Genomic DNA, 23245 nt, shown 5'->3' on the forward strand with positions numbered 1-23245 from the left:
CATGGCCGCCCGCCTGCTGGACGTACGGGACCTGCGCGTGGAATTCCGCACCCGGGACGGGATCGCCGAGGCCGTCGGCGGTGTCTCGTACGCCGCCGACGCCGGTCGGACGCTGGCCGTGCTGGGCGAGTCGGGCTCCGGCAAGTCGGTGACCGCCCAGGCGATCATGGGCATCCTCGACTCCCCGCCCGGCCGGATCACCGGCGGCCAAGTGCTGTTCCGGGGGCGGGACCTGCTGACGATGGGCGCGGAGGAGCGCCGCCGGATCCGGGGCGCCGCGATGGCGATGATCTTCCAGGACGCGCTCTCCGCCCTCAACCCGGTGCTTCCCGTGGGCGCCCAGCTCGCCGAGATGTACGAGGTGCACCGCGGGATGTCCCGCAAGGACGCCCGGCGGCGGGCGGTCGAGCTGATGGACCGGGTCCGCATCCCGGCGGCGACGCAGCGGGCCGGAGACTATCCGCACCAGTTCTCCGGCGGGATGCGCCAGCGCATCATGATCGCCATGGCGATGGCGCTGGAGCCGGAACTGATCATCGCCGACGAACCGACCACGGCCCTGGACGTCACGGTCCAGGCGCAGGTCATGGACCTACTCGCGGAGTTGCGCCGCGAATACGCCATGGGGCTGGTCCTCATCACCCATGACCTGGGCGTGGTCGCGGACGTGGCCGACACCATCGCCGTGATGTACGCGGGCCGGATCGTGGAGACCGCTCCGGTGCGCGACCTCTACCGCCGCCCCGCCCACCCGTACACCCGTGGCCTGCTGGACTCCGTGCCGCGCGTGGACCATCGGGGCGAGCGGCTCTACGCGATCAAGGGCGCGCCGCCCAGCCCGCTCGCCCTGCCCCCCGGCTGCCCCTTCCACCCCCGCTGCCCGCGTGCCCAGGAGGTCTGCCGCGTCGAACGGCCACCGCTGTACGAGGTGACGGCGGCGGGCGCCATGCCCGGTGTGTCCGGTGCGTCTGCCGTATCCGGTGCGTTCGGCGCGGCTCCCGCGTCCGAGGCGCCGGCGGCCCCCGCGTCCGGCGGGCGGACCAGCGCCTGCCACTTCTGGAAGGACGAACTCGATGCCCCCGCCGCCGTCAATGTCTGAGATCCGGACCGCCGAGCCGGTCCTCGAGGTCCGCGATCTCGCCAAGCACTATCCGCTGACGCGGGGGGTGCTGGTGAAGCGGCGGATCGGCGCGGTCCGGGCGGTCGACACGGTCTCCTTCACCCTGCGGCGCGGGGAGACGCTCGGCATCGTCGGCGAGTCCGGCTGCGGCAAGTCCACCGTCGCCAAGCTGCTGGTCAGCCTGGAACGGCCGACCGCCGGGGCGATCCACTACCGGGGCGAGGACATCGCCCGGCTGTCGGGCCGGGCGCTGCGGGCCGTCCGCCGCAACATCCAGATGGTCTTCCAGGACCCGTACACCTCGCTCAACCCCCGCATGACCGTGGGCGACATCGTCGGCGAACCCTTCGAGATCCACCCCGAGGCGGCCCCGAAGGGCGACCGCCGCCGCAAGGTCCAGGAACTCCTGGACGTCGTGGGCCTCAACCCCGAGCACATCAACCGCTACCCCCACCAGTTCTCCGGCGGCCAGCGCCAGCGCATCGGCATCGCCCGGGGTCTGGCGCTACGACCGGAGATCATCGTCGCGGACGAACCGGTCTCGGCGCTGGACGTCTCCGTCCAGGCACAGGTGGTCAACCTGATGGAGGCCCTACAGGACGAGTTCAACCTGTCCTACATCTTCATCGCCCACGACCTGTCGGTGGTCCGACATATCTCCGACCGGGTCGCCGTGATGTACCTGGGCCGCTTCGCCGAGACGGGCACAGGCCGGGAGATCTACGACCACCCCACGCACCCCTACACCCAGGCCCTGCTGTCGGCCGTCCCGGTCCCGGACCCGGAGCCGCGCACCCGCCCGACCCGCATTCTGCTGACGGGCGACGTCCCCTCCCCCGCCAACCCACCCTCCGGCTGCCGCTTCCGCACCCGCTGCTGGAAGGCCCAGGACCGCTGCGCGGTGGAAGCACCGACGCTGACGGTCCCGCCGGGCCTGCCAGGGGCGACGGCCCACCCCTCGGCGTGCCACTTCGCGGAGGAGCGCGCGGAGGTCAGGGCATGATGTCGAAGACGCTCGCACCGGACCCGTGCCCTACCCCCGTGCCCCGCCCCTGGGGCCGCGCCTCGTGCACCGGGTGGACACGCAGCCGCACGTCGGGCGCGAACGCCTGCACGGCGGCGGAGAGCCGGGCCTGGTCGACCTTCCAGAGCATGATGCGCCGGCTGTTCCTGACGACCTCGTACTCGAGGTGCGGTGCGAAACTCGCGGCGAACTGCGGGGTGAGCTTCCGGTTGGGGCCGGGAGGGGCGGGAACGCCCGGCCGCAGCTTCAGACCTATGTACTGCACCGGCTTTTCCCCGGGGTCTTTCCTGGCCCACACCACGACGGCTTCGACGTCCCGCCACGGCACGACGGCCAAGAACCGGCGGTATCGCAATGCGGCGCCCCCCAGGGTGACGCCCGCCTCATCGGCCCGGAACGCCACCAGCCGCTTCCAGCCGAAGCCCGAGAAGAGCTGGAACGGTGTGCGGGTGTAGTACGCCTGATAGTCCGATGGGTGAGGGGCAGTCATGCCACGACCCTACGAGGTACGGCGCGGCGCCGTCTCGCGCCTTCGGCACATTTGAGCATGGGTCGGGGGGTGGGGGGCCAGGCGCCGTCGCCGGGCGCCGGCTGGCGGGGGTGCCCGTCGGTGGCGGCGCCCACGCTCGGAGGCCGAGGCCGTCGCCGGACCGCCGGACCGGCTCCAGATTTGCCGGGGGGGGTACCCCTCTCGAAAACGTTTGACAAATTAGTTGCGCCAGATCAAGTACTTTGGGAAGGGCGGTCGAATACCCCCGCCTTCGCGGCCCGCAGAAACGCGCGGAGCGCGGCGGGAGTTGTGGATATGACGACCTCCGGGTCGTCACTCTCGCGGAGGTGCGGGGTGCCGACGAAGTCGGCGGCGAGTTCGACGCAGTTGGGGGCGTCGCCCGTGCTGAAGCTGGACTTCCGCCACGGAAGCGAAGACATGCGGCACATCCTCAGGGCGGCGCGGCTCGACTGCATCGTGGACACGGCCGAGCTGCTCGTGTCGGAGCTGGTCACCAACGCGTACCGGAACACCACCACCGACGCGTACGTCAGCATGGACTGGGAGCCGACGCCGTCCGACTTCCGGGTCACCGTATGGGACTCCGGCTGCGGGCTGCCGCAGCCCGTGGCGGCGGACGCCGGGGACGAGAGCGGCCGCGGGCTCACGCTCGTCGAATCGTGCTCCGACACCTGGGGCGTGCACGACTACACCGACAAGGACGCGGGCGTCACCGGCAAGGCCGTATGGTTCACCCTGACCCCGCCGGCCGCCGCCTCCTGAACGACGACGAGGGCCGCTCGGACCGTGGTGATCACGGTCCGGGCGGCCCTCGTCGTTCAAACTGCGGCCCGCGGGGTAGCGCTAGGCGTGGACCACGTCCTTCTCCTCCGCGAAGTGGCACGCCGACTCGTGTGCCGCGGGCGAGTCCGTGCCGGTGAAGCGCTCGGGGATGGCGAGGAGGGGGACCTCCTTGGCGCACTTGTCCTCGGCCTTCCAGCAGCGGGTGCGGAAGCGGCAGCCGGAGGGCGGGTTGGCCGGGGAGGGGACGTCGCCGGTGAGGATGATGCGTGTCCGGCCCTCGCGCGACTCCGGGTCCGGGACCGGGACGGCCGACAGCAGCGCCTGGGTGTAGGGGTGCGTCGGGTGGTCGTAGATCTCGGTGTCGGAGCCGATCTCGGCCATCTTGCCCAGGTACATCACGCCGACCCGGTCGGAGATGTGCCGGACGATGGACAGGTCGTGGGCGATGAAGATGTAGGACAGGTTGAACTCGTCCTGCAGGCCCTCCATCAGGTTGATGACCTGTGCCTGGACGGACACGTCGAGCGCGGAGACCGGCTCGTCGCAGATGATGATCTCCGGGTTGAGGGCGAGGCCGCGCGCGATGCCGATGCGCTGGCGCTGGCCGCCGGAGAACTGGTGGGGGTAGCGGTTGATGTACTCCGGGTTCAACCCCACCACGTCCAGGAGTTCCTGGACCTTGCGGCGGCGGTCGCCCTTCGGGGCCACCTCGGGGTGGATCTCGAAGGGCTCCCCGATGATGTCGCCCACCGTCATCCGCGGGTTGAGCGAGGTGTACGGGTCCTGGAACACCATCTGGATGTTGCGCCGGACGGCCCGCAGCGCTCGGCCCGACAGCTTGGTGATGTCCTGGCCCTTGTAGAAGACCTCGCCCGCGGTGGCGGTCTCCAGGGTCATCAGCAGCTTGGCGACGGTGGACTTGCCACAGCCGGACTCGCCGACGATGCCGAGGGTCTCGCCCTGGTAGAGGTCGAAGGAGATGCCGTCGACCGCCTTGACCGCGCCGATCTGCCGCTTGAAGAGGATGCCCTGGGTCAGCGGGAAGTGCTTGACCAGGTTGCGCACCTGGAGGATCGGCTCACCGCGGTCGACCTTGGCCTCGATCGCGGCGACCGCCTCGTCCTCGGTGGCCGCCTCGACCGTCTCCACCTCCGTGACGTTGGGGGTGGCGTCCGCGGCCGGCTCCATGGCCTTCTCGTTCTTCTCGGCGTCAGCCATGGATGGTCTCCTTCCAGAAGTGGCAGGCGCTGCCGCGGCCCGGCAGCTCCGTGCCGTCCTGCTCGGTGACCGGCACCAGGGCGGGGACGTCCCGGCGGCAGACGTCCTCCGCCTTGGGGCAGCGCGGGTTGAAGGCGCAGCCCGTGGGGATCTTGAGCAGATTGGGCGGCAGCCCCTTGATCGCGTAGAGCTCCTGCCCCTTGCGGTCCAGGCGCGGGATGGAGTCCAGCAGACCCCGGGTGTAGGGGTGCGCCGGGCGCTTGTAGAGCTCGTGCACGGGGGCGGTCTCGACGATCCGGCCCGCGTACATCACGGCGATCTTGTCGGCGACGTCCGCCACCACGCCCAGGTCATGGGTGATCAGGATCAGACCCATGTGGTACTCGCGCTGGAGCTCCGCGAGCAGGTCCATCACCTGGGCCTGGACGGTCACGTCGAGCGCCGTGGTCGGCTCGTCGGCGATGATCAGGTCCGGCTCCAGCGCCATCGCCATGGCGATCATGATGCGCTGGCGCATACCGCCGGAGAACTGGTGCGGATAGTCGCTCACCCGCTCCCTGGCCGCCGGGATGCGGACCCGGTCCATCAGCTCGATGGCCTTGGCCTTGGCCTCCTTCTTGGACAGGCCCTGGTGGACCCGGAACATCTCGCCGAGCTGATAGCCCACGGAGAGCACCGGGTTCAGCGCCGAGAGCGCGTCCTGGAAGATCATGGCGATCTTGCGGCCGCGGATCTTCCGGCGCTCCTCGCCCGCCATGGTGAGCATGTCCTCGCCCCGGAACAGGATCTGCCCCTGCGGGATCTTCCCCGGCGGCATGTCGAGGATGCCCATGATCGCCTGGGCGGTCACCGACTTGCCGGAGCCGGACTCGCCGAGGACGGCGAGCGTCTCACCGGCGCGGACGCTGTAGTTGACGCCGTTGACGGCCTTGGCGACACCGTCCCGGGTGTGGAACTCCACATGCAGATCGCGGACTTCCAGCAGCGGGGTGCCGTCGTCTCCGGCGCCCTCGCGGACGGCGTCGTCCGCGGTCTTCTCGATGGTGGTCACGTACGCCCTCCTCAGCGCAGCTTGGGGTCGAGGGCGTCGCGCACCGCGTCGCCGAGCGTGATGAATGCGAAGACCGTGAGGCTCAGCATTCCGGCCGGGAACAGCATCACATGCGGGTTGTCCCGGATGGCGTCCTTGGCGTCGGAGATGTCGATGCCCCACGAGATGGTGGGGTCGGCGAGGCCGAGGCCGAGGAAGGACAGCGTGGCCTCGGCGGAGATGTACGCGCCGAGGGAGATGGTGGCCACCACGATGGTCGGGGCCAGCGCGTTCGGCAGGACGTGCCGGAAGAGGATCCGGCCGGTTCCGGCGCCGAGCGCCCGCGCGGCGGTGACGTAGTCCGCCTGTTTGGCGGTGATCACCGAACTGCGCATCACCCGGGCGATGGTGGTCCAGCCGAGGAAGGCGAGGGCCGCGATGACCACGTACACCTTGCGCTCGGTGAAGGCGTTCAGGACGACCATCGAGCCGAGCAGGAACGGCAGGCCGAAGAAGATGTCGACGAGCCGGGAGATGACCGAGTCGATCCAGCCGCCGAAGTAGCCGGCCACCATGCCCAGCAGACCGCCGAAGAGGGTCACCACCGCGGTCACGCCGACGCCGACCATGATCGAGGCGCGGGTGCCGTAGATGACGCGGGCGTAGATGGAACGGCCCTGACCGTCGTAGCCGAACCAGTCGGCCTCGAAGAAGTGGGTCAGCTCGGGCTTGGTCAGGAAGTGGTTGGTCAGATCGCCATCGCGCGGGTTGGCCCCGGTGAACATCCCGGGGAACGCCGCGATGGCCAGCAGCAGCACCAGCAGCACCGCCGAGATCCAGAAGAGCGGGCGGTGGCGCAGCTCGAACCAGGCGTCGCCCCACAGCGAGCGCGGCTTGCCCTGGGGGGCGGGGCCGGCGGCGGGGGCGGTGTCCACCTCGGTCGGCGGGGCCACGGCGTCGACCGCCGTGTCGACTGCCGCGCCGCCGGACTGGGATTTGGTCATGTCAGGCATACCTGATCCTCGGGTCCAGGACCGCGTACAGCAGGTCGACGAGCAGGTTGATCAGCAGAATGACGAGGACGAAGATGGTCACGACCCCGACGATGGTGGTGCCCTCACGCTGCCCGAGCGCCTTGAAGAGCAGATTGCCGACGCCCTGGACGTTGAAGATGCCCTCGGTGACCACCGCGCCACCGACCAGCGCGCCGACGTCGGTGCCGAGGAAGGTGACCACCGGGATCAGCGAGTTGCGCAGCAGGTGGACGCCGACGATCCGGCGGCGCGGCAGGCCCTTGGCGAGCGCGGTGCGCATGTAGTCGGCGCGCAGGTTCTCCGCGAAGGTGGTCCGGGTCAGCCGGGCCACATACGCCATGGAGAGCATCGCGAGGACGAACCCTGGCAGCAGGAGCTGCTGGAGGTCCATCGAGTCCTGGACGTTCGGTGGCAGCCAGCCGAGCTCGTCGGCGAAGATGAACCGGGCGAGGTAGCCGAGGACGAAGACCGGCATCGAGATGACGATCAGCGTGAAGATCAGGACGGCGGTGTCCACGGCGCGGCCCGCCTTGAGACCGGCCCAGGCACCGAGCCCGATGCCGACGATGATTTCGATGGTGAGGGCCACCGCCGCGAGGCGGAGGGTCACCGGGAAGGCCATCCCCATCTCCTCGGAGACCGGACGGCCGCCGAAGGTCTTGCCGAAGTTGCCCTGGAAGAGGTCGACCATGTAGTCGAAGTACTGCTTCCACAGGGGCTGGTCCAGCCCGAACTCATGGCGGAGGGACGCGACCTGCGCGGGGTCCGCGGCCTTGTCGCCCCACATCGCCCGGATAGGGTCACCGGGCAGTACGTGGACCATGAGGAAAATAATCAGAGTTGTCCCGATGAAGACCGGGATCATCTGGAGCAGTCGCCTGGCGACATAGCGCCCCATCATGCCTCCATGCCGTTGGGGGGCGGCGGAGGCCACGTCTCGTCTGCGCCACGCTGGTGGGGGGATGAGCTGCGGGCCTCACGCCTGCGGGCCGGTACCGCCGCTCCCCGGTGTGTGGGAGAAGCGGCGGCACCGGCCGGCGGTCCCGATGATTACTTCTTCTTCACCTGGACGTCGGTGAAGATGGGGTCGCCGTCCTGGCCGTAGGGGATCTTCCCCAGGACCTTGTTGGACTGGCCGCTGTTGACCTTGTAGAACCACAGCGGGATCGCCGGCATGTCCTTCGCGAGGACCTGCTCCGCCTGCTGGTAGAGCTTCACGGTCTCGTCGAGCGTGGCGGCCTTGTCCGCCTTGTTGGCGAGCTCGTCGAACTCCTTGTTGGCGTAACCGCTGGTGTTACCGGCCGCCTTGGAGCCGTAGAGGTCCCTCATGAAGTTCGAGTTGAGCGGGTAGTCGAGCACCCAGCCACCGCGGTACATGGACTTGACCTGGTGCTTGTCACGCGCGTTCAGGTCGGCCTGGAAGTCGGGCTTGGAGTCGCCGACGCAGTCGACGCCGGTGGCCTTGCGGATGCTGTTGCAGACCGCGTCCACCCAGGGCTTGTGGTCCTGGTCGGCGTTGTACTGGATCGAGATCTTGTTGCCCGGGACCCCGCCGCCCTCCTTGATGAGGGCCTTGGCCTTGGCCGGGTCGTAGGTGACCTGCTCCTTGAGCGCGCCGGCCTTGTAGCCGAGCACGCCGCGGGCGACATAGCTGTCGGCCGGGGTGCGGGAGCCGTGGAGCACGGTCTTGGTGATCGTGTTGCGGTCGATCGCCATGGACAGACCCTGGATGACCTTGGGGTCGATGTCCTTGAACTGCTTGGTGTAGAAGGCCGGGACGATCGACTGGACCGCCGAGTACTCCTCGTCGATCGCGCGCTTGCCCAGGTCGGACTTGTAGTTGGTCAGCGCGGTGGTCGGGACCTGCTCGATCCAGTCGAGGTTGTTGGAGCGCAGGTCCGAGTAGGCGGCGTCGGCGGTGGTGTAGTTCTTGAAGTCGATGCCGCCGTTCTTGGCCTTGTTCGGTCCCTGGTAGCCATCGAACTTACGGACCTTGATCATCTTCTTGTGGTCCCAGGAGACGAACTTGTAGGGACCGTTGCCGACCGGCTTCTCACCGAAGCCCTTGGGGTCCTTGAAGAAGCCCGTGGGCAGCGGGGCCCACACGTCGTAGCCCAGCTTGTAGGCGAAGTACGAGACCGAGCTGTTGAGCTCGATCTTGAACTCGTTGTCGTTGACGACCTTCAGGCCGGACATCTTGTCGGCCTTGGGCTTGCCCTTCTCCGGGTGGACGTCCTCGTAGCCCTTGATGTCCTGGAACCAGCTGGAGTTGGTCTGGTTGTTCGCGACGTTGGCGGACCAGTTCCAGGAGTCCACGTAGGACTTGGCGGTCACGGTCTCGCCGTTGTGGAACTTCCAGCCCGGCTTGAGCTTGACGGTCCAGACGGAGGAGTCCTTGTTGGGGGTGACGGACTCGGCGTTGACGTACACCAGCTTGCCGGTGCCCGGCTCGTAGTCCACCAGACCCGCGAAGATCGTGCGCAGCACGCGGCTGCCCTGGCTCTCCTTGGCGTTCGCCGGCTGCAGCGGATTCTGCGGCTCGCTCAGCTGGGCGGTGAGTATCCCATTCGGGTCCGCCGTGCCTTTGTTCATGTCATTGCTGCCGCTGTCGCTGTCGTTACCACCGCAGGCGGTCGCGGCCAGCGCCACGACGGCTGCCAACGCGACCCACTTGGCGCTCTTGGCACCGCGCATGGGTTTGCCTCCTCAGGAGTCCACTGTCACTACGAGAGGGGGCGCCCGGAGACACGCTGACACCCCTGACAGCGAAAGGGACCGGAACCCCCCAGATGCGCTCGTAGGTCCGCGCTCCCCACAGCGTGTGACCCATTGACCCGAGCTCAATGGACCCCATGATTGAGCACGTCCGGCCCTTAAACCACACCTTATGGGTCTCGCTTTGGTCACAGCATCTACGCGCGGAGCTTTGAAATCCGGACAAAACTGCCCCAGACAGACACACGCGAAACGGACTGTTAACACATCATGCGGAGCTCGGACGCCGATATCCGGACAGGGGGATCCGGATAACCGCTTGACTGGCACGTTGCTGACATGGCAACAGCCCGGACCCCCGCCGTGGAGGCGGTGGGTCCGGGCCGTGGGGAGCTCACCGAGGCACGGCGGGGCGCCTACGCTCCGTGATCGGCGCCGTCGTGCGCATCGGCGCCGTCGTGCGCATCGGCGCCGTCGTGCGCGTCGGCGTCCGGAGCGGGCCCCGGCGCCCGGCGCCCGGGTGTGCGCGTCAGCGCTCGGCGCCCGGGTGTGCGCGTCAGCGCTTGGCGCGGGCGGCCGAGCGGGCGCGCTCCTTCTGGTCCAGCACCACCTTGCGGATCCGCACCGTCTCCGGCGTCACCTCGACGCACTCGTCGTCGCGGCAGAACTCCAGGGACTGCTCGAGCGAGAGCAGCCGCGGCGGGACCAGGGACTCGGTCACATCCGCGGTGGAGGACCGCATGTTGGTGAGCTTCTTCTCCTTGGTGATGTTGACGTCCATGTCGTCGGAGCGGGAGTTCTCGCCGACGATCATGCCCTCGTACACCTCGGTGCCCGGCGAGACGAACAGCACCCCGCGCTCCTGGAGGTTGGTCATCGCGAAGGCGGTCACCGCGCCCGAGCGGTCGGCCACCAGCGAGCCGTTGTTACGGGTCTTCAGCTCGCCGAACCACGGCTCGTGGCCCTCGTGGATGGAGTGCGCGATACCGGTGCCGCGGGTCGAGGTCAGGAACTCGGTGCGGAAGCCGATCAGACCCCGGGAGGGGACGATGAACTCCATACGGACCCAGCCGGAGCCGTGGTTGGACATGTTGTCCATCCGGCCCTTGCGGGTGCCCATGAGCTGGGTGACCGCGCCCATGTGCTCCTCGGGCACATCGATGGTGATGCGCTCGATCGGCTCGTGGACCTTGCCGTCGACCTCCCGGGTGACCACCTGCGGCTTGCCGACGGTCAGCTCGAAGCCCTCCCGGCGCATGGTCTCCACCAGGATCGCCAGCGCCAGCTCACCGCGGCCCTGGACCTCCCAGGCGTCCGGGCGGTCGGTGGGCAGTACGCGCAGCGAGACGTTACCGATCAGCTCGCGCTCGAGCCGGTCCTTGACCAGCCGCGCGGTGACCTTACGGTCCTTCACGGCGGACTTGTCGGCACCCTTGCCGCCGGGGCCGCGGCCGACCAGCGGGGAGGTGTTGGTACCGATGGTCATCGAGATCGCGGGCTCGTCGACGGTGATCAGCGGCAGCGCGATCGGGTTCTCCGGGTCGGCCAGGGTCTCGCCGATCATGATGTCCGGGATGCCCGCGACCGCGCAGATGTCACCGGGGCCGGCCACCTCCGCCGGCTTGCGGGTGAGCGCCTCGGTCATCATCAGCTCGGTGATCCGGACGTTGGAGATGGTGCCGTCGCGCTTGATCCACGCGACCGTCTGCCCCTTCTTCAGCTCGCCCTGCTCGACCCGGAGCAGGGCGATACGGCCGAGGAAGTTGTCCGCGTCGAGGTTGGTGACATGGGCCTGGAGCGGGGCGGCCGCGTCGTACTCGGGCGCCGGGACGGTCTCCAGCAGGGTGGAGAAGAACGGCTGGAGGCTGTCGCTGTCCGCCGGGACGGTGCCGTCCTCCGGCTTGGTCAGCGAGGCCACGCCGTCACGGGCGCAGGCGTAGACGATCGGGAACTCGATCTGCTCCTCGGTCGCGTCCAGGTCCAGGAAGAGGTCGTACGCCTCGTTGACGACCTCGTCGATCCGGGAGTCCGGGCGGTCCGTCTTGTTGATGCACAGGATCACCGGCAGCTTGGCCTGGAGCGCCTTGCGCAGCACGAAGCGGGTCTGCGGCAGCGGCCCCTCGGAGGCGTCCACCAGCAGGACCACCGCGTCGACCATGGACAGACCGCGCTCGACCTCACCGCCGAAGTCGGCGTGGCCGGGGGTGTCGATGATGTTGATGGTGACGGGGTCGCCGCCGTCCGCCGGGTGGTACTTCACGGCGGTGTTCTTCGCGAGAATGGTGATGCCCTTCTCGCGCTCCAGGTCGTTGGAGTCCATGACCCGGTCGTCCACCTGCTGGTGGGCGGCGAACGCGCCGGCCTGCTTGAGCATGGCGTCGACGAGGGTCGTCTTGCCGTGGTCGACGTGGGCGACGATGGCGACGTTACGAATGTCGTGGCGCGTGGGCATGAAAGCGCGCTTCTCCCGGTTGTTGGGTGGCGGCGCGCTCCTTAAGCGGCGCGCCTTCCGCCGGGCTGATCACGCCTCGGCCTCACCCCCATGGTACGGGGACGGCGCGGGGACGGATGCCGCAGCCCGTCTCGCAGCCCGTCTCCGCGCCGGTCACCTCGCCCGGATGCACCGCCGACGGCCGCGCCTACGGGGCATCCGGCGGACCAGGGGGCGGATCCGCATGGCGATGCTTTCCCCTCCCCGCCCCTTCCCGATACCAGGGGCTCCGCCCCTGGAACCCCCGGGGTTAAGGGGCGGAGCCCCACCACGCGGCGAAGCCGCATACCGATGCCACGGGAAGGGGCGGAGCCCCGGCCCGGGGCCTGGGGCGGACGCCTATTGCGGCGCCTGGGGCGAAGCCCCGCTCCGGGGTCTGGGGTGGAACCCCGGCCCGAGGTCTGAGGCAGAGCCCCGGTCCGGGGCCTGGGGCGAAGCACCGATCCGAGGCCCAGCGCAGAACCCGCCCCGGGGCCTGAGGCAGAACACCGGCCCGGGGCTTGGGGCGGAGCCCGGCCCGGGGCCTGAGGCAGAACACCGGCCCGGGGGCTGGGGCGGAGCCCGGCCCGGGGCCCGGGGCGAAGCACCGCTCCGAGGCCCAGCACGGAGCCCCGCCCAGGGCCTGAGGCAGAGCCCCGATCCGAGGCCCGACGCAGAACCCGGCCCGGGGCCGGGGCGAAGCACCGATCCGAGGCCCAGCGCAGAACCCGCCCCGGGGCCTGAGGCGAAGCCCCGATCGGGGGTCTGGGGCGGAGCACCGGTCCGGGGCCCGGGGCGGAGCACCGGTTTCGGGGAGGGGAACAGCCCGCCGCAGGCGTCACGATCCGTCGGGCAACCCCTAGCGGCGGAAGCCGATGTCCTGGTAGCGGGGGGTGGCGAAGCCGAAGGCGCCCGCGTTGACCAGACCCTTGCGCATCGCGATCAGCTGGGGGCGCTGATAGAGCGGAATCGATCCGGCCGCCGCCCAGATCCGGGCGTCCGCCCGGCTGACCAGGGAGCGCGAGGCGCCGCCGTCCAGCTCGGAGAGCGCCTGGTCGAAGAGCTGGTCGATCTGGTCGGTGCCCACCCGGGTGTAGTTCTGCTCGACGACCAGGGAGCCGTCGGCGGCGGGCTGCGGCTTGGCATAGATGGGACGGGCGTCGGTGGCCGGGTAGGCGGAGGCGGGCCAGGAGTAGAGGGCCAGGTCGTAGTCGCCGGTGGCGATGTGGTCCCGGAAGTAGCTCTCGCCGGGAACCTTGGTGATCTCGGTCCGGACGCCGATCTTCTCCAGCATCCGCGCGATGCGCTCGCCGACCGTGCTCAGCCGGGCGCCGGTCCGGTCGTCGGGGAGCACGAAGCGCAGCACCAGCGGCCGTCCCTTCTTCCGTACGACGGCCGTCTCCCGGAGCCGTCCGGACCGCCCGGCGTCACCGGCCGCGGGGGAGGCGCCGGAGGCGGAGGCGCTCTTGGAGGCGGTGGGGGACGCGGTGCCGGAGGCGGTTCCGGATGCGCTGTCGGTGGCGGGGCCCGTGCCGGAGTCAGTGGCGGAGTCCGTGGCGGTCGCGGTCGGGACGCTGTGCCGCCCGCCCCGGTCGTCCGTCTTGCCGTCCAGCGCCTTCTGCCCCTTCTGCCGGCCGGTGCCGCCGGCCCGCCAGCCCGCGTCGGCGAGCAGTGACTGCGCGGCGTTGGTGTCCGGGTCGCCGAGGGCGCCGCTGTGGTCCTTGTAGCCCGGCTGGCCAGCCATCAGCAGATGGTTGCCGAGCGGCTCGGACGGCAGCCCCAGCGGCTTGAGCACCAGCTCCGCCAGGGTCTTCCGGTCGATCGCGCGGGCCACCGCGCGGCGCACCCGCTCATCGGCGAGCGGGCCCTTGGTGCCGTTGAGGGCGAGCTGGGTGTAGGCGGGGTCCAGGGCCTTGCGCAGGGTGAACCTGCTCAGCGCCCGGGTCCGCGAGCGGTTCTTGTCGGTGTCGCCGGTGGCCCCGCCCTCGGCTCCCGCCGCTTCCCGCGCCGCCCCGGTGCGCGTCGCCTCGGCCGCCTCCCCGGTACGCGTCGCTCCCGCCGCCTCCCCGGTGCGCGTCGCCTCCGCCGCCTCCCCGGTACGCGTCGCTCCCGCCGCCTCCCGGCCGCCGGTGGACGGCTCCGGGGCGCCCGCCTTGCCCGGGGCCGACGAGCCCCGCTTGGCGCCCGCCGCCCGCTTGCCCGGGGCGGTGGCCTGGATGCGCCGGGCGGTAGCCCGGTCCACCTCGGCCAGGTCCAGCCGCCCGGCCATCAGCGCCTCGGCCCGCTTCTCGGCCGGGACCGCCTGGAAGACCACCCGGCTCAGCCGCGCCCGGTCGCCCCACCAGCGGGGGTTGCGGACGAGGGTGACCTCGGAGTCCGTGACCTGGCGGACCATGAAGGGCCCGGCGCCGACCGCGAGCCCCTTGCTCGCCGCCGCGGTGAAGACCGCCGGGTTGCCCATCACGCTCTTCGGGTACAGCGGCGTGAACAGCGAGCGCCAGTCGGTGTACGGCTTGGCGAAGGTGACCTTGACCTCGCCTTCCTTGTCCCCGGGCTCGACCTTGGCGATCCGGTCGTATCCGGCGTTGCGTGCCGTCCCGTACTTCTCGTCGGTGCCGCGCAGCGCCTTCCACTGGGCCTGGAAGTCCTCCGCGCCGATCGGGCGCCCGTCGCTCCACACCGCCTTGGGGTTGAGCTTGAAGACCACGACCTGCTTGGGGTCGGTCGAGGTGACGTCGGCGGAGGTCAGATAGTCGCCGTTGCGCTGGGGCCGGCCGCGGGCGTCGAGGGTGTAGAGGGAGGGCAGCACGGCGCCCGCGATCCGCTGGGTGCCCGTGTCCGCGGTCTTCGAGAAGGTGTTGAGCGTGGTGGGCGTCGCGTCCAGGGCCCAGCGCAGGGTGCCGGTGCCGGCGGTCCCGGAGCGGGGTGCGGAGGCGATGTCCCAGGCGGCGCGGGGCGGCGGGCCGTCGTCGTCCGCGCTGCAGCCGGTCAGTACGGGCAGCGGCAGCATCACTCCCGCGGCGAGCAGCATGGCGCGGCGGCTCCTGGTGATGGGCATGGCTCGTACCTCCGCAGGGTGACGGATATATGCGCATTTGGCATAGTGTGACGCTGATCGCATATACTCCTCACTCAAAGCGACGGTTCATGGGACAGCACGCCGAGACGGCCATGGAGACGGCCATGAGGGGAAAGGATCACCCGCCCGGAGCAATGCGGCGGGCGCGCACTCCGGCGCGCGGCGGCGGAAATCCGCCGGTGGCTCCGGCAATCGCGACAGATCCCTTCACAACCACGACCGTGGCGCGTAACACTCGCTGTCGCATGAGCGTCGCCAACCGCAACCGCGGAAGTGAGGGCAAGTCATGTCCTTGAACGACGACTTGACGGCCGTCCAGCGCTGTCTCGATGACCTGGTCCGTTCCGTCTCCCGGCTGGAGCAGCGGGTGGGCGCCGGCGGGCTGGAGATACGCCGGGTCCGCACCGACGCGGACCACCTGCGCGAGAGCCTCGCCCTGCTGCGCGAGACGGCTCCCGTGGAGCGATCACGCCCCGAAATGGTTCCGGTCCCCGACGCCCCGTACAACAGTGCGCTGTGGTCGGACGTCGACGACGAGGGCCTCGGCGCGCGCGATCGCCACGCGCCCTAGGGACGGCCCGGCGCGCCTCCCGTCACGGGGCGCATCCCCACCGTCCCCCCATACCACTCCACCGCGGAGTTCCCCTTGGCCACAGGCACCGACCCCCAAGCCACCCCGCCCGCACCCGCAGACTCCGGAACGGCCCCGCACGGCGTGCACAGCCCCTCGCGCGCCGCCATCCCCGGCCGCCATCTGCGCAGCGACCGCTGGTGGCTCTCCCCCGCCATCACCGCCGCCGGACTGTTCGCGTTCATCGTCTACTCGACCTGGCGGGCCTTCGCGGGGGACGACTACTACGCCGAGCCGTACGTCTCACCCTTCTACTCGCCCTGCATCGCCCAGAACTGCGTGCCCATGAAGGGCGGCGCCAACTGGGAGATCTTCGGCGCGTGGTGGGGCCTGTCCCCGGCGCTGCTGATCCTGATCTTCCCGCTGGGGTTCCGGCTCACCTGCTACTACTACCGCAAGGCGTATTACCGGGGCTTCTGGGCCTCACCGCCCGCCTGCGCGGTCGCCGAGCCGCGCGCCAAGTACACCGGCGAGACCCGCTTCCCGCTGATCCTGCAGAACATCCACCGCTACTTCTTCTACTTCGCGGTGATCGTCGCGGGGATCCTCACCTATGACACCGTTCTCGGCTTCCGGGACGAGCACGGCCGCTGGGGCCATATGGGCCTGGGCACGCTGGTACTGCTCGTCAACATCGTGCTGATCTGGGCGTACACCGTCTCCTGCCACTCCTGCCGCCACATCGTCGGCGGCCGGCTGAAGCACTTCTCCCGGCATCCGGTGCGCTATCGGCTCTGGGGCTGGGTCAGCGAGCTCAACATGCGCCATATGCAGCTCGCCTGGGCCTCTCTCATCAGCGTCGCCGTCGCGGACTTCTACGTCTATCTGGTGGCGAGCGGTGCCTTCGACGATCCCCGCTTTTTCTAGGAGAGGTGCTCATCGATGACGCAAGTCGAGCGGCAGGCGTGGGACGTGGTCGTGATCGGCGCGGGCGGCGCCGGGCTGCGTGCCGCGATCGAGGCCCGCGAGCAGGGCATGCGCTGCGCCGTCATCTGCAAGTCGCTGTTCGGCAAGGCCCATACGGTGATGGCCGAGGGCGGCATCGCCGCCAGCATGGGCAACGTCAACGAGCGCGACAACTGGCAGGTGCACTTCCGCGACACCATGCGCGGGGGCAAGTTCCTGAACCACTGGCGGATGGCCGAGCTGCACGCCCAGGAGGCCCCGGACCGGGTCTGGGAGCTGGAGACCTGGGGCGCGCTCTTCGACCGCACCCCGGAGGGCAAGATCTCCCAGCGGAACTTCGGCGGCCATGAGTACCCCCGCCTCGCCCATGTCGGGGACCGCACCGGCCTGGAGCTGATCCGCACCCTCCAGCAGAAGATCGTCTCCCTCCAGCAGGAGGACAAGGCCGCCACCGGCGACTACGAGTCCCGGCTGAAGATCTTCCAGGAGTGCACGGTCACCCGGATCGTCAAGGACGGCGACCGGGTCGCCGGGGTCTTCGGCTACGAGCGCGAATCGGGCCGCTTCTTCGCCCTGGAGGCCCCGGCCGTGGTGCTGGCCACCGGCGGTATCGGCAAGTCCTTCAAGGTGACCTCCAACTCCTGGGAGTACACCGGCGACGGCCACGCGCTGGCACTGCTCGCGGGCGCCCCGCTGATCAACATGGAGTTCGTGCAGTTCCACCCGACCGGTATGGTCTGGCCGCCCTCGGTGAAGGGGATCCTGGTCACCGAGTCGGTGCGCGGCGACGGCGGGGTGCTGCGCAACAGCGAGGGCAAGCGGTTCATGTTCGACTACATCCCGGACGTCTTCAAGGAGAAGTACGCCCAGTCCGAGGACGAGGCCGACCGCTGGTACGAGGACCCGGACCACAACCGCCGCCCGCCCGAGCTGCTCCCCCGCGACGAGGTGGCCCGCGCCATCAACGCCGAGGTGAAGGCGGGCCGGGGCTCGCCGCACGGCGGGGTCTTCCTCGACGTCTCCACCCGGATGTCCCCCGAGGTCATCAAGCGGCGGCTGCCCTCGATGCACCACCAGTTCAAGGAGCTCGCTGACGTCGACATCACCGCCGAGCCCATGGAGGTGGGCCCCACCTGTCACTACGTGATGGGCGGGGTGGACGTCGACCCGGACACCGCGGCCGCCACCGGCGTGCCCGGTCTTTTCGCCGCGGGCGAGGTCGCGGGCGGGATGCACGGCTCCAACCGGCTCGGCGGCAACTCCCTCTCCGACCTGCTGGTCTTCGGGCGCCGCGCCGGGCTCCACGCGGCCCGCTACGCCCAGGAGACCGCGGCCTCGGGCACCCGTCCGGTGCCGGACGAGGCGCAACTGGACCTGGCGGCGGCCGAGGCGCTGCGCCCGTTCAGTGCCGAGGCCGGTGAGCCGGAGGAGACGGCGGGCCCTGCCGGGCCGCCGGAGAACCCGTACACCCTCCACCAGGAGCTCCAGCAGTCGATGAACGACCTGGTGGGGATCATCCGCAAGGCCGAGGAGATGGAGGAGGCGCTGCACCGGCTGGCCGGTCTGCGGGTCCGGGCGCGCCGCGCCGGGGTCGAGGGCCACCGGCAGTTCAACCCCGGCTGGCACCTGGCGATCGATCTGCGCAACATGCTGCTGGTCAGCGAGTGCGTGGCCCGCGCCGCGCTGGAGCGGACCGAGAGCCGCGGCGGGCACACCCGCGACGACTGCCCGGAGATGGACCGCGCATGGCGGCGGCTCAATCTGGTCTGCCGGCTCTCCGATCCCTCGGGCGGTCTCGCGGCCCCCGACGCCGGGCACGGCCAGATCCGGCTCGAGCGGCGTGAGATGCCGCCCATCCGGCCCGACCTGCTGAACCTGTTCGAGAAGGACGAGCTGGTGAAGTACCTGACGGACGAGGAGCTGACCCAGTGAGTGCGTACGAGGCCCACTTCCGGGTGTGGCGGGGCGACCGGGACGGCGGGGGTCTGAAGGACTTCCACGTCGAGGTCAACGACGGCGAGGTCGTGCTCGACATCGTCCACCGGCTGCAGGCGACCCAGGCCCCCGATCTGGCGGTCCGCTGGAACTGCAAGGCGGGCAAATGCGGTTCGTGCAGCGCCGAGGTCAACGGCCGGCCGCGGCTGCTGTGCATGACCCGGATGTCGGTGTTCGAACGGAACGAGACGATCACCATCACCCCGCTGCGGGCCTTCCCGGTGGTGCGGGACCTGGTGACGGATGTGTCGTTCAACTACACCAAGGCCCGTGAGGTGCCGTCCTTCGTACCCCCGGAGGGGCTGGGTCCGGGCGAGTACCGGATGTGGCAGGAGGACGTGGGGCGGTCGCAGGAGTTCCGCAAGTGCATCGAGTGCTTCCTGTGCCAGGACACCTGCCATGTGGTGCGGGACTTCGAGGAGAACAAGGAGGCGTTCGCCGGGCCGCGGTTCCTGATGCGGGTCGCGGAGCTGGACATGCATCCGCTGGACGCGGCCGCCGACACGGGGCTGGACCGCAAGCGCGCCGCCCAGGAGGAGCACGGGCTGGGCTACTGCAACATCACCAAGTGCTGTACGGAGGTCTGCCCCGAGCAGATCAAGATCACCGATAACGCGCTGATCCCGCTCAAGGAGCGGGCGGCGGACCGCAAGTACGATCCGCTGGTCTGGCTCGGCAACAAGATCCGGCGCCGGGGGCAGTGACGCCTGCGGCGGGCTGCTCCCCTCCCCGCGCTTCGTGTCACGGGCCCGCCACCACCGGCGGGCCCACTGCCGTAACGGCCCACTGCCGTAACCGGCCGTAGCCCGTCACCACAGGCTGAGCAGTGCCTCCACCGAGTCCGGGCCCGAGGACTGGCCGTCCGGAAGGGCCAGCTCGAACCAGACGGTCTTGCCGAGCGGGGTCCTGCGGCTGCCCCAGCCCGCGCTGAGCAGCCCGACCAGTTGGAGCCCGCGACCGCCCTCGTCGGTGTCCCGGGCGCGCCGCCGCCGGGGCTGGACCAGACCGCCGTCCCAGACCTCGCACACCAGCGTGCGGTCCAGCAGCAGCCGCAGCCGGATCTCGCCCTCGCCGTACCGCAGGGCGTTCGTCACCAGCTCGCTGACCAGCAGCTCGGTGGTGTCCACCAGATCGTCCAGACCCCAGGACTCCAGCTGCTCCCGGGCCAGTTCGCGGGCCCGGCCCACGGACTGCGGGGCGCTGGGCAGGTGCCAGTCGCCGACCGACGCGGCCGACAGCCCCTGCACCCGGGCCATCAGCAGGGCGATGTCGTCCTCGCCGTGGTGGGTGTCGAGGGTGCTCAGGACGTGGTCGCAGACGTCCTCGAGGGAACCGGCCGCGGCGTTCCCGCCGTCGGCGCCGTCCGAGGTGTTGAGGGCCGCGCGCAGGGCCTGGAGCCCCTCGTCGAGGGTGTGGTCGCGGGACTCGACCAGACCGTCGGTGTAGAGGGCAAGCAGCGCGCCGTCGGGGAGCTCGACCTCGATCTCCTCGAACGGCTCGCCGCCCACGCCGAGCGGCAATCCGGGCGGGACCTCCATCAGCAGGGCGTCGTCGCCCGGCTCCACGAGCACGGGGGGCGGATGCCCGGCGTTGGCGAACGTACAGCGCCGGGTGACCGGGTCGTAGACGGCGTAGACGCAGGTGGCGAGGTAGACCTCGGTCAGATCGGAGGAGTCGTCGGCGGCCTTGCCGTCGCGCACGAGGGCGCGCGAGCCGGACCGCGCGCCGGCGTGCGAGCCGCCCGGTGTGCCCAGGCCCCGGGCGATCTCGTCCAGCGCGGCGAGCACCTCGGCGGGCTCCAGGTCGAGCAGGGCGAGGGTGCGTACGGCGGTGCGCAGCTCGCCCATGGCCACGGCGGCGCGCAGCCCCCGCCCCATGACGTCGCCGACCACCAGCGCGGTGCGGTGGCCGGGCAGCTCGATCACGTCGAACCAGTCGCCGCCCACCTCGGTCGCCGCGTTCCCCGGCAGATAGCGGCAGGCGATATCGAGCCCGGCGGCCTCCGGGTCGCCGGGCGGGAGAAGGCTGCGCTGGAGTATCAACGCGCGTTCGTGTTCTCTGCGGTACAACCGGGCGTTGTCGATGCTGACGGCGGCGCGGGCGGCCAACTCGACGGCGAGCGCGCGGTCCCGTTCACCGAAGGGCTCGCTGCCCTTGGTGCGGGAGAACTGGGCCAGGCCGACGACGGTGTCCCGCGCGACCATCGGCACCACGAGGGTGGACTGCAGCATGGCCCCGAACTCCAGGGCCTCGCTGCCGTCCCGTCCTGGGACGACGCGGACCTGGGCGGTGCGCAGGGCGTGGGCGCACAGCGAGTTGAAGGGGTAGCGGTGCACCTCGCCGACCTGGATGGGCTTGGGGTCCTCCACAGTGTTGACCCGGCAGATGTCGCCGAAGGCGACCGGGCCGTCGGAGACCGCGCTGGCGAAGGCGACGCGGCGCAGTTCGGCACTGCCGTCGGCGAGCCCGGGCGGGGCCTCGTCGCCGGAGAGCAGCCCCTGGTAGAGATCGACGGAGGCCAGGTCGCAGAACTGCGGTACGGCCACGTCCAGCAGCTCGCGGGCGGTGGTCTCCAGGTCGAGCGAGGTGCCTATTCGGGCCCCGGCCTCGTTCAGCAGCGCCAGATTGCGCCGTACGCCCGCGGCCTCCTGTTCGGCGCGGCGGCGGCCGGTGACATCCGTGGCGAGCCCGGCGACGCCGATGGGGCGGCCGGAGCCGCTGTGCAGCCGGTAGAGCGAGACCGACCAGCGGCGGCGGTCGGGGCTGCCCGGCGCCTGGCCCACGATGGGCATGTCGGTCAGCGACTGCCCGGAGTCCAGGACCTGGCGCAGGGCGGCGGCCAGCCGGTCGGCCTCGCCGCGCGGCAGCAGATCGTGCGGGGTCGTACCGCGGTACTCCTCGGTGGGGCGGCCGAAAACCTTCGCAAAGCGCTCATTGACGCGGAGGATTCGCAGATCGGTGCCGAAGAGGAAGAAGCCGAGCGGAGATTGACCGAAAACGGCCTGTGAAGAAGCAAGATCGGTTTCCAGCCCGCGCAACGCGCTGACGTCCACCGCGATGCACAGCGCGGCCCGCTTCCCGTGCTCGTCCTGAGCGGGCATCACGTAGACCTCGGCGATGCCATGTCCGCTCGGCGCCTGGGGGTTACGGTAGGGAACCAGCCCGGTCCACTCCCGGCCGTCGAGGATGTCGGCCACCGCCTGCTGGCCCGTCTCCTGGAACTCCGGCGGTACGAACGCCTCCACCGGATCCTGGCCGATGGCCTGGCTCGCCGTCAGCCCCAGCAACTCCGCGGCCCGTTCGCTCCACTGCGCGATCCGGCCGTCGGGCCCCAGCGCGAAGGAGGCGACCCGGATGTAGTCATAGATCGAGCCGGGAGGACTGCTCTGCCACACCGCCGACATCGAGGACATGGGCGACATGTCCGACACCGAGGACCCCTGTGACATCGGCGACACCCGCGAACCCACCGTCTCCTCGGGCATATCAGCCCCCGCTGGCTTCTCGCTCATGCGCCCGTCCCCTCCGGCTCAGGTGCTCCGACCGGCTTCAGATAGCCGAGTATCCAGCACTTCGGCCATCCCGAGTACGGTCTTCACGATCACAGCACTATCTCAGCCCGCCATCAGTGTCCGTCCCGGCTTTTGGTGAAGCGCTCATGATCAGCGTTCCCCCTCACTCCTAACCGGACGGAGGCGGCTCGAACCCCATGGATTTTCCCGTTCGGAACCTCGGACAGGTCCCGCCGCGGGATGTTCTCAGGGGGTGCGCGGACGGGCGCCCCCGGTGCCCTCGGACGCCCCGGCTTCGGACGCCCCGGCTTCGGCCTCAGCGGCTTCACTGTCGGCAGCCCCGGCCGCGCGCAGCCGGCGGACCGCCTCCGCCACCGCGGGGCGGTCCTCGTCCAGCCAGTCCACCTCGTCCACCCGGTCCGGGGGCAGCCAGCGCAGCTCGTCGTGGTCCTGGAGCGGGCGCGGCTCACCGGAGCGCAGGGCCGCGGTCCACACCCGCAGCACGAAGCCGGGCTTCAGGGGCCACTCCCCCGGCAGCGGTTCGAGCGGCTCGACCTCGACCCCGAGCTCCTCGCGCAGTTCGCGGACGAGCGCCGCTCGCGGCGTCTCCCCGGGCTCGGCCTTGCCGCCGGGCAGCTCCCAGCGGCCCGCGAGCTCGGGCGGGGCGCTGCGCCGCGCGGCCAGCAGTCGCCCCCGGTCGAACACCGCTCCGCCCACCACCACACGCACGCTCATGATCCGCACCCTAGCCTGGGCGGAGGCACACCAGAGCCCCGGGGCGGAAGCGCCCCGGGGCTCTGGAAGAGGTACGCATTCCCGCGGACCGGATGTACGTATTTCCGCGGACTGACCAAACTCGGACTGACCAAACTCGGGCTGACCGGACTCCGGCCGATCGGACTCCGGCCGGCTAACCGGACTGACGGGACGCGGCGGTCCGCTCGACCACGTACAACTGCTCCTGGCGCTCGCCCTCCAGGCGGTCGGCCACCTCCTGGGCCTCCGTCCTAGTGGCGTAGCGCCCGACGCGGTAGCGGTTGCCGTTGGCGTCCTGGCGGATCACGAGCCAGGGCAGCACAGCGTTCCCGTCACTCATCTCCCCGCCCCCTCCGCTGTGGCGCGCCCGGGCGCACGACCCCGCGACACCGTTAAGGAAATCCCGATCCGCATATGCCCGAGCCTACGCCCTACCTTCACGCAGCGGATACGTGTTCTTA

19 protein-coding genes are annotated in these 23245 nt (G+C 70.5%); 7 read left to right on the forward strand and 12 right to left on the reverse strand.

The genetic code is table 11. The features are described 5' to 3' along the window. Position 1: 1 nt before the first annotated feature. Together ACZ6TD_RS18365 and ACZ6TD_RS18370 are read left to right on the forward strand one after the other, a co-directional pair. The gene (locus ACZ6TD_RS18365; RefSeq protein ID WP_471355268.1) at positions 2 to 1099 is read left to right on the forward strand and encodes an ABC transporter ATP-binding protein; all 1098 of its coding nucleotides are present in this window, start codon (positions 2 to 4) and stop codon (positions 1097 to 1099) included. Continuing rightward, a complete protein-coding gene (locus ACZ6TD_RS18370) occupies positions 1092 to 2123 on the forward strand; it encodes an ABC transporter ATP-binding protein (RefSeq protein WP_471355270.1) in 1032 nt (343 codons plus the stop codon). The genes ACZ6TD_RS18365 and ACZ6TD_RS18370 overlap by 8 nt, the downstream gene beginning before the upstream one ends. On the opposite strand, the gene ACZ6TD_RS18375 is transcribed toward ACZ6TD_RS18370, so the two are convergent. Both ACZ6TD_RS18375 and ACZ6TD_RS18380 read right to left on the reverse strand, forming a co-directional pair. Next, entirely contained in the window at positions 2113 to 2634 is a 522-nt protein-coding gene (locus ACZ6TD_RS18375) for a hypothetical protein (RefSeq protein ID WP_471355272.1), read from the reverse strand. The genes ACZ6TD_RS18370 and ACZ6TD_RS18375 overlap by 11 nt on opposite strands. A gap of 233 nt (positions 2635 to 2867) precedes the next feature. Further along, positions 2868 to 3083: a DUF397 domain-containing protein gene (locus tag ACZ6TD_RS18380; RefSeq protein WP_471355274.1), complete on the reverse strand. Its 216-nt coding sequence runs from the start codon at positions 3081 to 3083 to the stop codon at positions 2868 to 2870. Between ACZ6TD_RS18380 and ACZ6TD_RS18385 the strand changes: the two genes are divergently transcribed. Continuing rightward, positions 2989 to 3417 (forward strand): ATP-binding protein, encoded by a 429-nt coding sequence (locus ACZ6TD_RS18385; protein ID WP_471355276.1) that lies wholly within the window; start codon positions 2989 to 2991, stop codon positions 3415 to 3417. The two genes, ACZ6TD_RS18380 and ACZ6TD_RS18385, sit on opposite strands and share 95 nt — an antisense overlap. An 81-nt stretch (positions 3418 to 3498) precedes the next feature. Here ACZ6TD_RS18385 and ACZ6TD_RS18390 read toward each other — a convergent pair whose 3' ends face one another. The 7 genes from ACZ6TD_RS18390 to ACZ6TD_RS18420 all read right to left on the reverse strand — a co-directional run bounded on the left by ACZ6TD_RS18390 (position 3499) and on the right by ACZ6TD_RS18420 (position 14963). Continuing rightward, positions 3499 to 4656: an ABC transporter ATP-binding protein gene (locus tag ACZ6TD_RS18390; protein WP_191067397.1), complete on the reverse strand. Its 1158-nt coding sequence runs from the start codon at positions 4654 to 4656 to the stop codon at positions 3499 to 3501. After that, positions 4649 to 5707 (reverse strand): ABC transporter ATP-binding protein, encoded by a 1059-nt coding sequence (locus tag ACZ6TD_RS18395; protein WP_471355278.1) that lies wholly within the window; start codon positions 5705 to 5707, stop codon positions 4649 to 4651. Before ACZ6TD_RS18395 ends, ACZ6TD_RS18390 begins: the two co-directional genes overlap by 8 nt. An 11-nt stretch (positions 5708 to 5718) precedes the next feature. Then, positions 5719 to 6699 (reverse strand): ABC transporter permease, encoded by a 981-nt coding sequence (locus ACZ6TD_RS18400; RefSeq protein ID WP_471355280.1) that lies wholly within the window; start codon positions 6697 to 6699, stop codon positions 5719 to 5721. Then, a complete protein-coding gene (locus ACZ6TD_RS18405; RefSeq protein WP_471357837.1) occupies positions 6692 to 7618 on the reverse strand; it encodes an ABC transporter permease in 927 nt (308 codons plus the stop codon). Before ACZ6TD_RS18405 ends, ACZ6TD_RS18400 begins: the two co-directional genes overlap by 8 nt. 152 nt (positions 7619 to 7770) lie before the next feature. Beyond that, positions 7771 to 9414: a peptide ABC transporter substrate-binding protein gene (locus tag ACZ6TD_RS18410; protein WP_471355282.1), complete on the reverse strand. Its 1644-nt coding sequence runs from the start codon at positions 9412 to 9414 to the stop codon at positions 7771 to 7773. A 577-nt stretch (positions 9415 to 9991) separates the two neighbouring features. Continuing rightward, positions 9992 to 11887 (reverse strand): translational GTPase TypA, encoded by a 1896-nt coding sequence (gene typA / locus ACZ6TD_RS18415; RefSeq protein ID WP_471355284.1) that lies wholly within the window; start codon positions 11885 to 11887, stop codon positions 9992 to 9994. 877 nt (positions 11888 to 12764) lie between these two features. Then, on the reverse strand, positions 12765 to 14963 hold the full coding sequence (locus ACZ6TD_RS18420) for an ABC transporter family substrate-binding protein (protein ID WP_471355286.1): 2199 nt from the start codon (positions 14961 to 14963) through the stop codon (positions 12765 to 12767). A gap of 307 nt (positions 14964 to 15270) precedes the next feature. On the opposite strand from ACZ6TD_RS18420, the gene ACZ6TD_RS18425 reads away from it, so the two are divergent. From ACZ6TD_RS18425 to ACZ6TD_RS18440, 4 genes are all read left to right on the forward strand, one after another. Then, a complete protein-coding gene (locus ACZ6TD_RS18425; RefSeq protein ID WP_137979382.1) occupies positions 15271 to 15555 on the forward strand; it encodes a hypothetical protein in 285 nt (94 codons plus the stop codon). A 75-nt stretch (positions 15556 to 15630) separates the two neighbouring features. Continuing rightward, positions 15631 to 16482 (forward strand): hypothetical protein, encoded by an 852-nt coding sequence (locus tag ACZ6TD_RS18430; RefSeq protein WP_471355288.1) that lies wholly within the window; start codon positions 15631 to 15633, stop codon positions 16480 to 16482. Between the two features lie 15 nt (positions 16483 to 16497). After that, entirely contained in the window at positions 16498 to 18453 is a 1956-nt protein-coding gene (locus ACZ6TD_RS18435) for a fumarate reductase/succinate dehydrogenase flavoprotein subunit (RefSeq protein WP_344596344.1), read from the forward strand. Beyond that, positions 18450 to 19220 carry a succinate dehydrogenase/fumarate reductase iron-sulfur subunit gene (locus ACZ6TD_RS18440; RefSeq protein ID WP_471355290.1) on the forward strand — a complete coding sequence of 257 codons (771 nt, stop codon included), beginning with the start codon at positions 18450 to 18452 and terminating at the stop codon, positions 19218 to 19220. The genes ACZ6TD_RS18435 and ACZ6TD_RS18440 overlap by 4 nt, the downstream gene beginning before the upstream one ends. Before the next feature lie 105 nt (positions 19221 to 19325). On the opposite strand, the gene ACZ6TD_RS18445 is transcribed toward ACZ6TD_RS18440, so the two are convergent. The 3 genes from ACZ6TD_RS18445 to ACZ6TD_RS18455 form a co-directional block, all read right to left on the reverse strand. Beyond that, positions 19326 to 22028, reverse strand: coding sequence for a SpoIIE family protein phosphatase (locus ACZ6TD_RS18445; RefSeq protein WP_471355292.1), 2703 nt, complete (start codon positions 22026 to 22028; stop codon positions 19326 to 19328). Positions 22029 to 22274: 246 nt separating this feature from the next. Beyond that, on the reverse strand, positions 22275 to 22763 hold the full coding sequence (locus tag ACZ6TD_RS18450; protein ID WP_471355294.1) for a (deoxy)nucleoside triphosphate pyrophosphohydrolase: 489 nt from the start codon (positions 22761 to 22763) through the stop codon (positions 22275 to 22277). A 175-nt stretch (positions 22764 to 22938) separates the two neighbouring features. Then, positions 22939 to 23124 carry an SPOR domain-containing protein gene (locus ACZ6TD_RS18455; RefSeq protein WP_471355296.1) on the reverse strand — a complete coding sequence of 62 codons (186 nt, stop codon included), beginning with the start codon at positions 23122 to 23124 and terminating at the stop codon, positions 22939 to 22941. Positions 23125 to 23245 lie beyond the last annotated feature (121 nt).

The organism is Streptomyces yongxingensis (genome assembly GCF_055597465.1).

What these genes read in the sequence shown, in the direction of transcription:
- ACZ6TD_RS18445 (WP_471355292.1), bottom strand. Translation starts at nt 22,028, where the DNA reads ATGAGCGAGAAGCCAGCGGGGGCTGATATGCCCGAGGAGACGGTGGGT.
- ACZ6TD_RS18410 (WP_471355282.1), bottom strand. Translation starts at nt 9,414, where the DNA reads ATGCGCGGTGCCAAGAGCGCCAAGTGGGTCGCGTTGGCAGCCGTCGTG.
- typA (WP_471355284.1), bottom strand. Translation starts at nt 11,887, where the DNA reads ATGCCCACGCGCCACGACATTCGTAACGTCGCCATCGTCGCCCACGTC.
- ACZ6TD_RS18425 (WP_137979382.1), top strand. Translation starts at nt 15,271, where the DNA reads ATGTCCTTGAACGACGACTTGACGGCCGTCCAGCGCTGTCTCGATGAC.
- ACZ6TD_RS18405 (WP_471357837.1), bottom strand. Translation starts at nt 7,618, where the DNA reads ATGGGGCGCTATGTCGCCAGGCGACTGCTCCAGATGATCCCGGTCTTC.
- ACZ6TD_RS18365 (WP_471355268.1), top strand. Translation starts at nt 2, where the DNA reads ATGGCCGCCCGCCTGCTGGACGTACGGGACCTGCGCGTGGAATTCCGC.
- ACZ6TD_RS18435 (WP_344596344.1), top strand. Translation starts at nt 16,498, where the DNA reads ATGACGCAAGTCGAGCGGCAGGCGTGGGACGTGGTCGTGATCGGCGCG.
- ACZ6TD_RS18400 (WP_471355280.1), bottom strand. Translation starts at nt 6,699, where the DNA reads ATGCCTGACATGACCAAATCCCAGTCCGGCGGCGCGGCAGTCGACACG.
- ACZ6TD_RS18390 (WP_191067397.1), bottom strand. Translation starts at nt 4,656, where the DNA reads ATGGCTGACGCCGAGAAGAACGAGAAGGCCATGGAGCCGGCCGCGGAC.
- ACZ6TD_RS18370 (WP_471355270.1), top strand. Translation starts at nt 1,092, where the DNA reads ATGTCTGAGATCCGGACCGCCGAGCCGGTCCTCGAGGTCCGCGATCTC.
- ACZ6TD_RS18375 (WP_471355272.1), bottom strand. Translation starts at nt 2,634, where the DNA reads ATGACTGCCCCTCACCCATCGGACTATCAGGCGTACTACACCCGCACA.
- ACZ6TD_RS18380 (WP_471355274.1), bottom strand. Translation starts at nt 3,083, where the DNA reads ATGTGCCGCATGTCTTCGCTTCCGTGGCGGAAGTCCAGCTTCAGCACG.
- ACZ6TD_RS18455 (WP_471355296.1), bottom strand. Translation starts at nt 23,124, where the DNA reads ATGAGTGACGGGAACGCTGTGCTGCCCTGGCTCGTGATCCGCCAGGAC.
- ACZ6TD_RS18420 (WP_471355286.1), bottom strand. Translation starts at nt 14,963, where the DNA reads ATGCCCATCACCAGGAGCCGCCGCGCCATGCTGCTCGCCGCGGGAGTG.
- ACZ6TD_RS18450 (WP_471355294.1), bottom strand. Translation starts at nt 22,763, where the DNA reads ATGAGCGTGCGTGTGGTGGTGGGCGGAGCGGTGTTCGACCGGGGGCGA.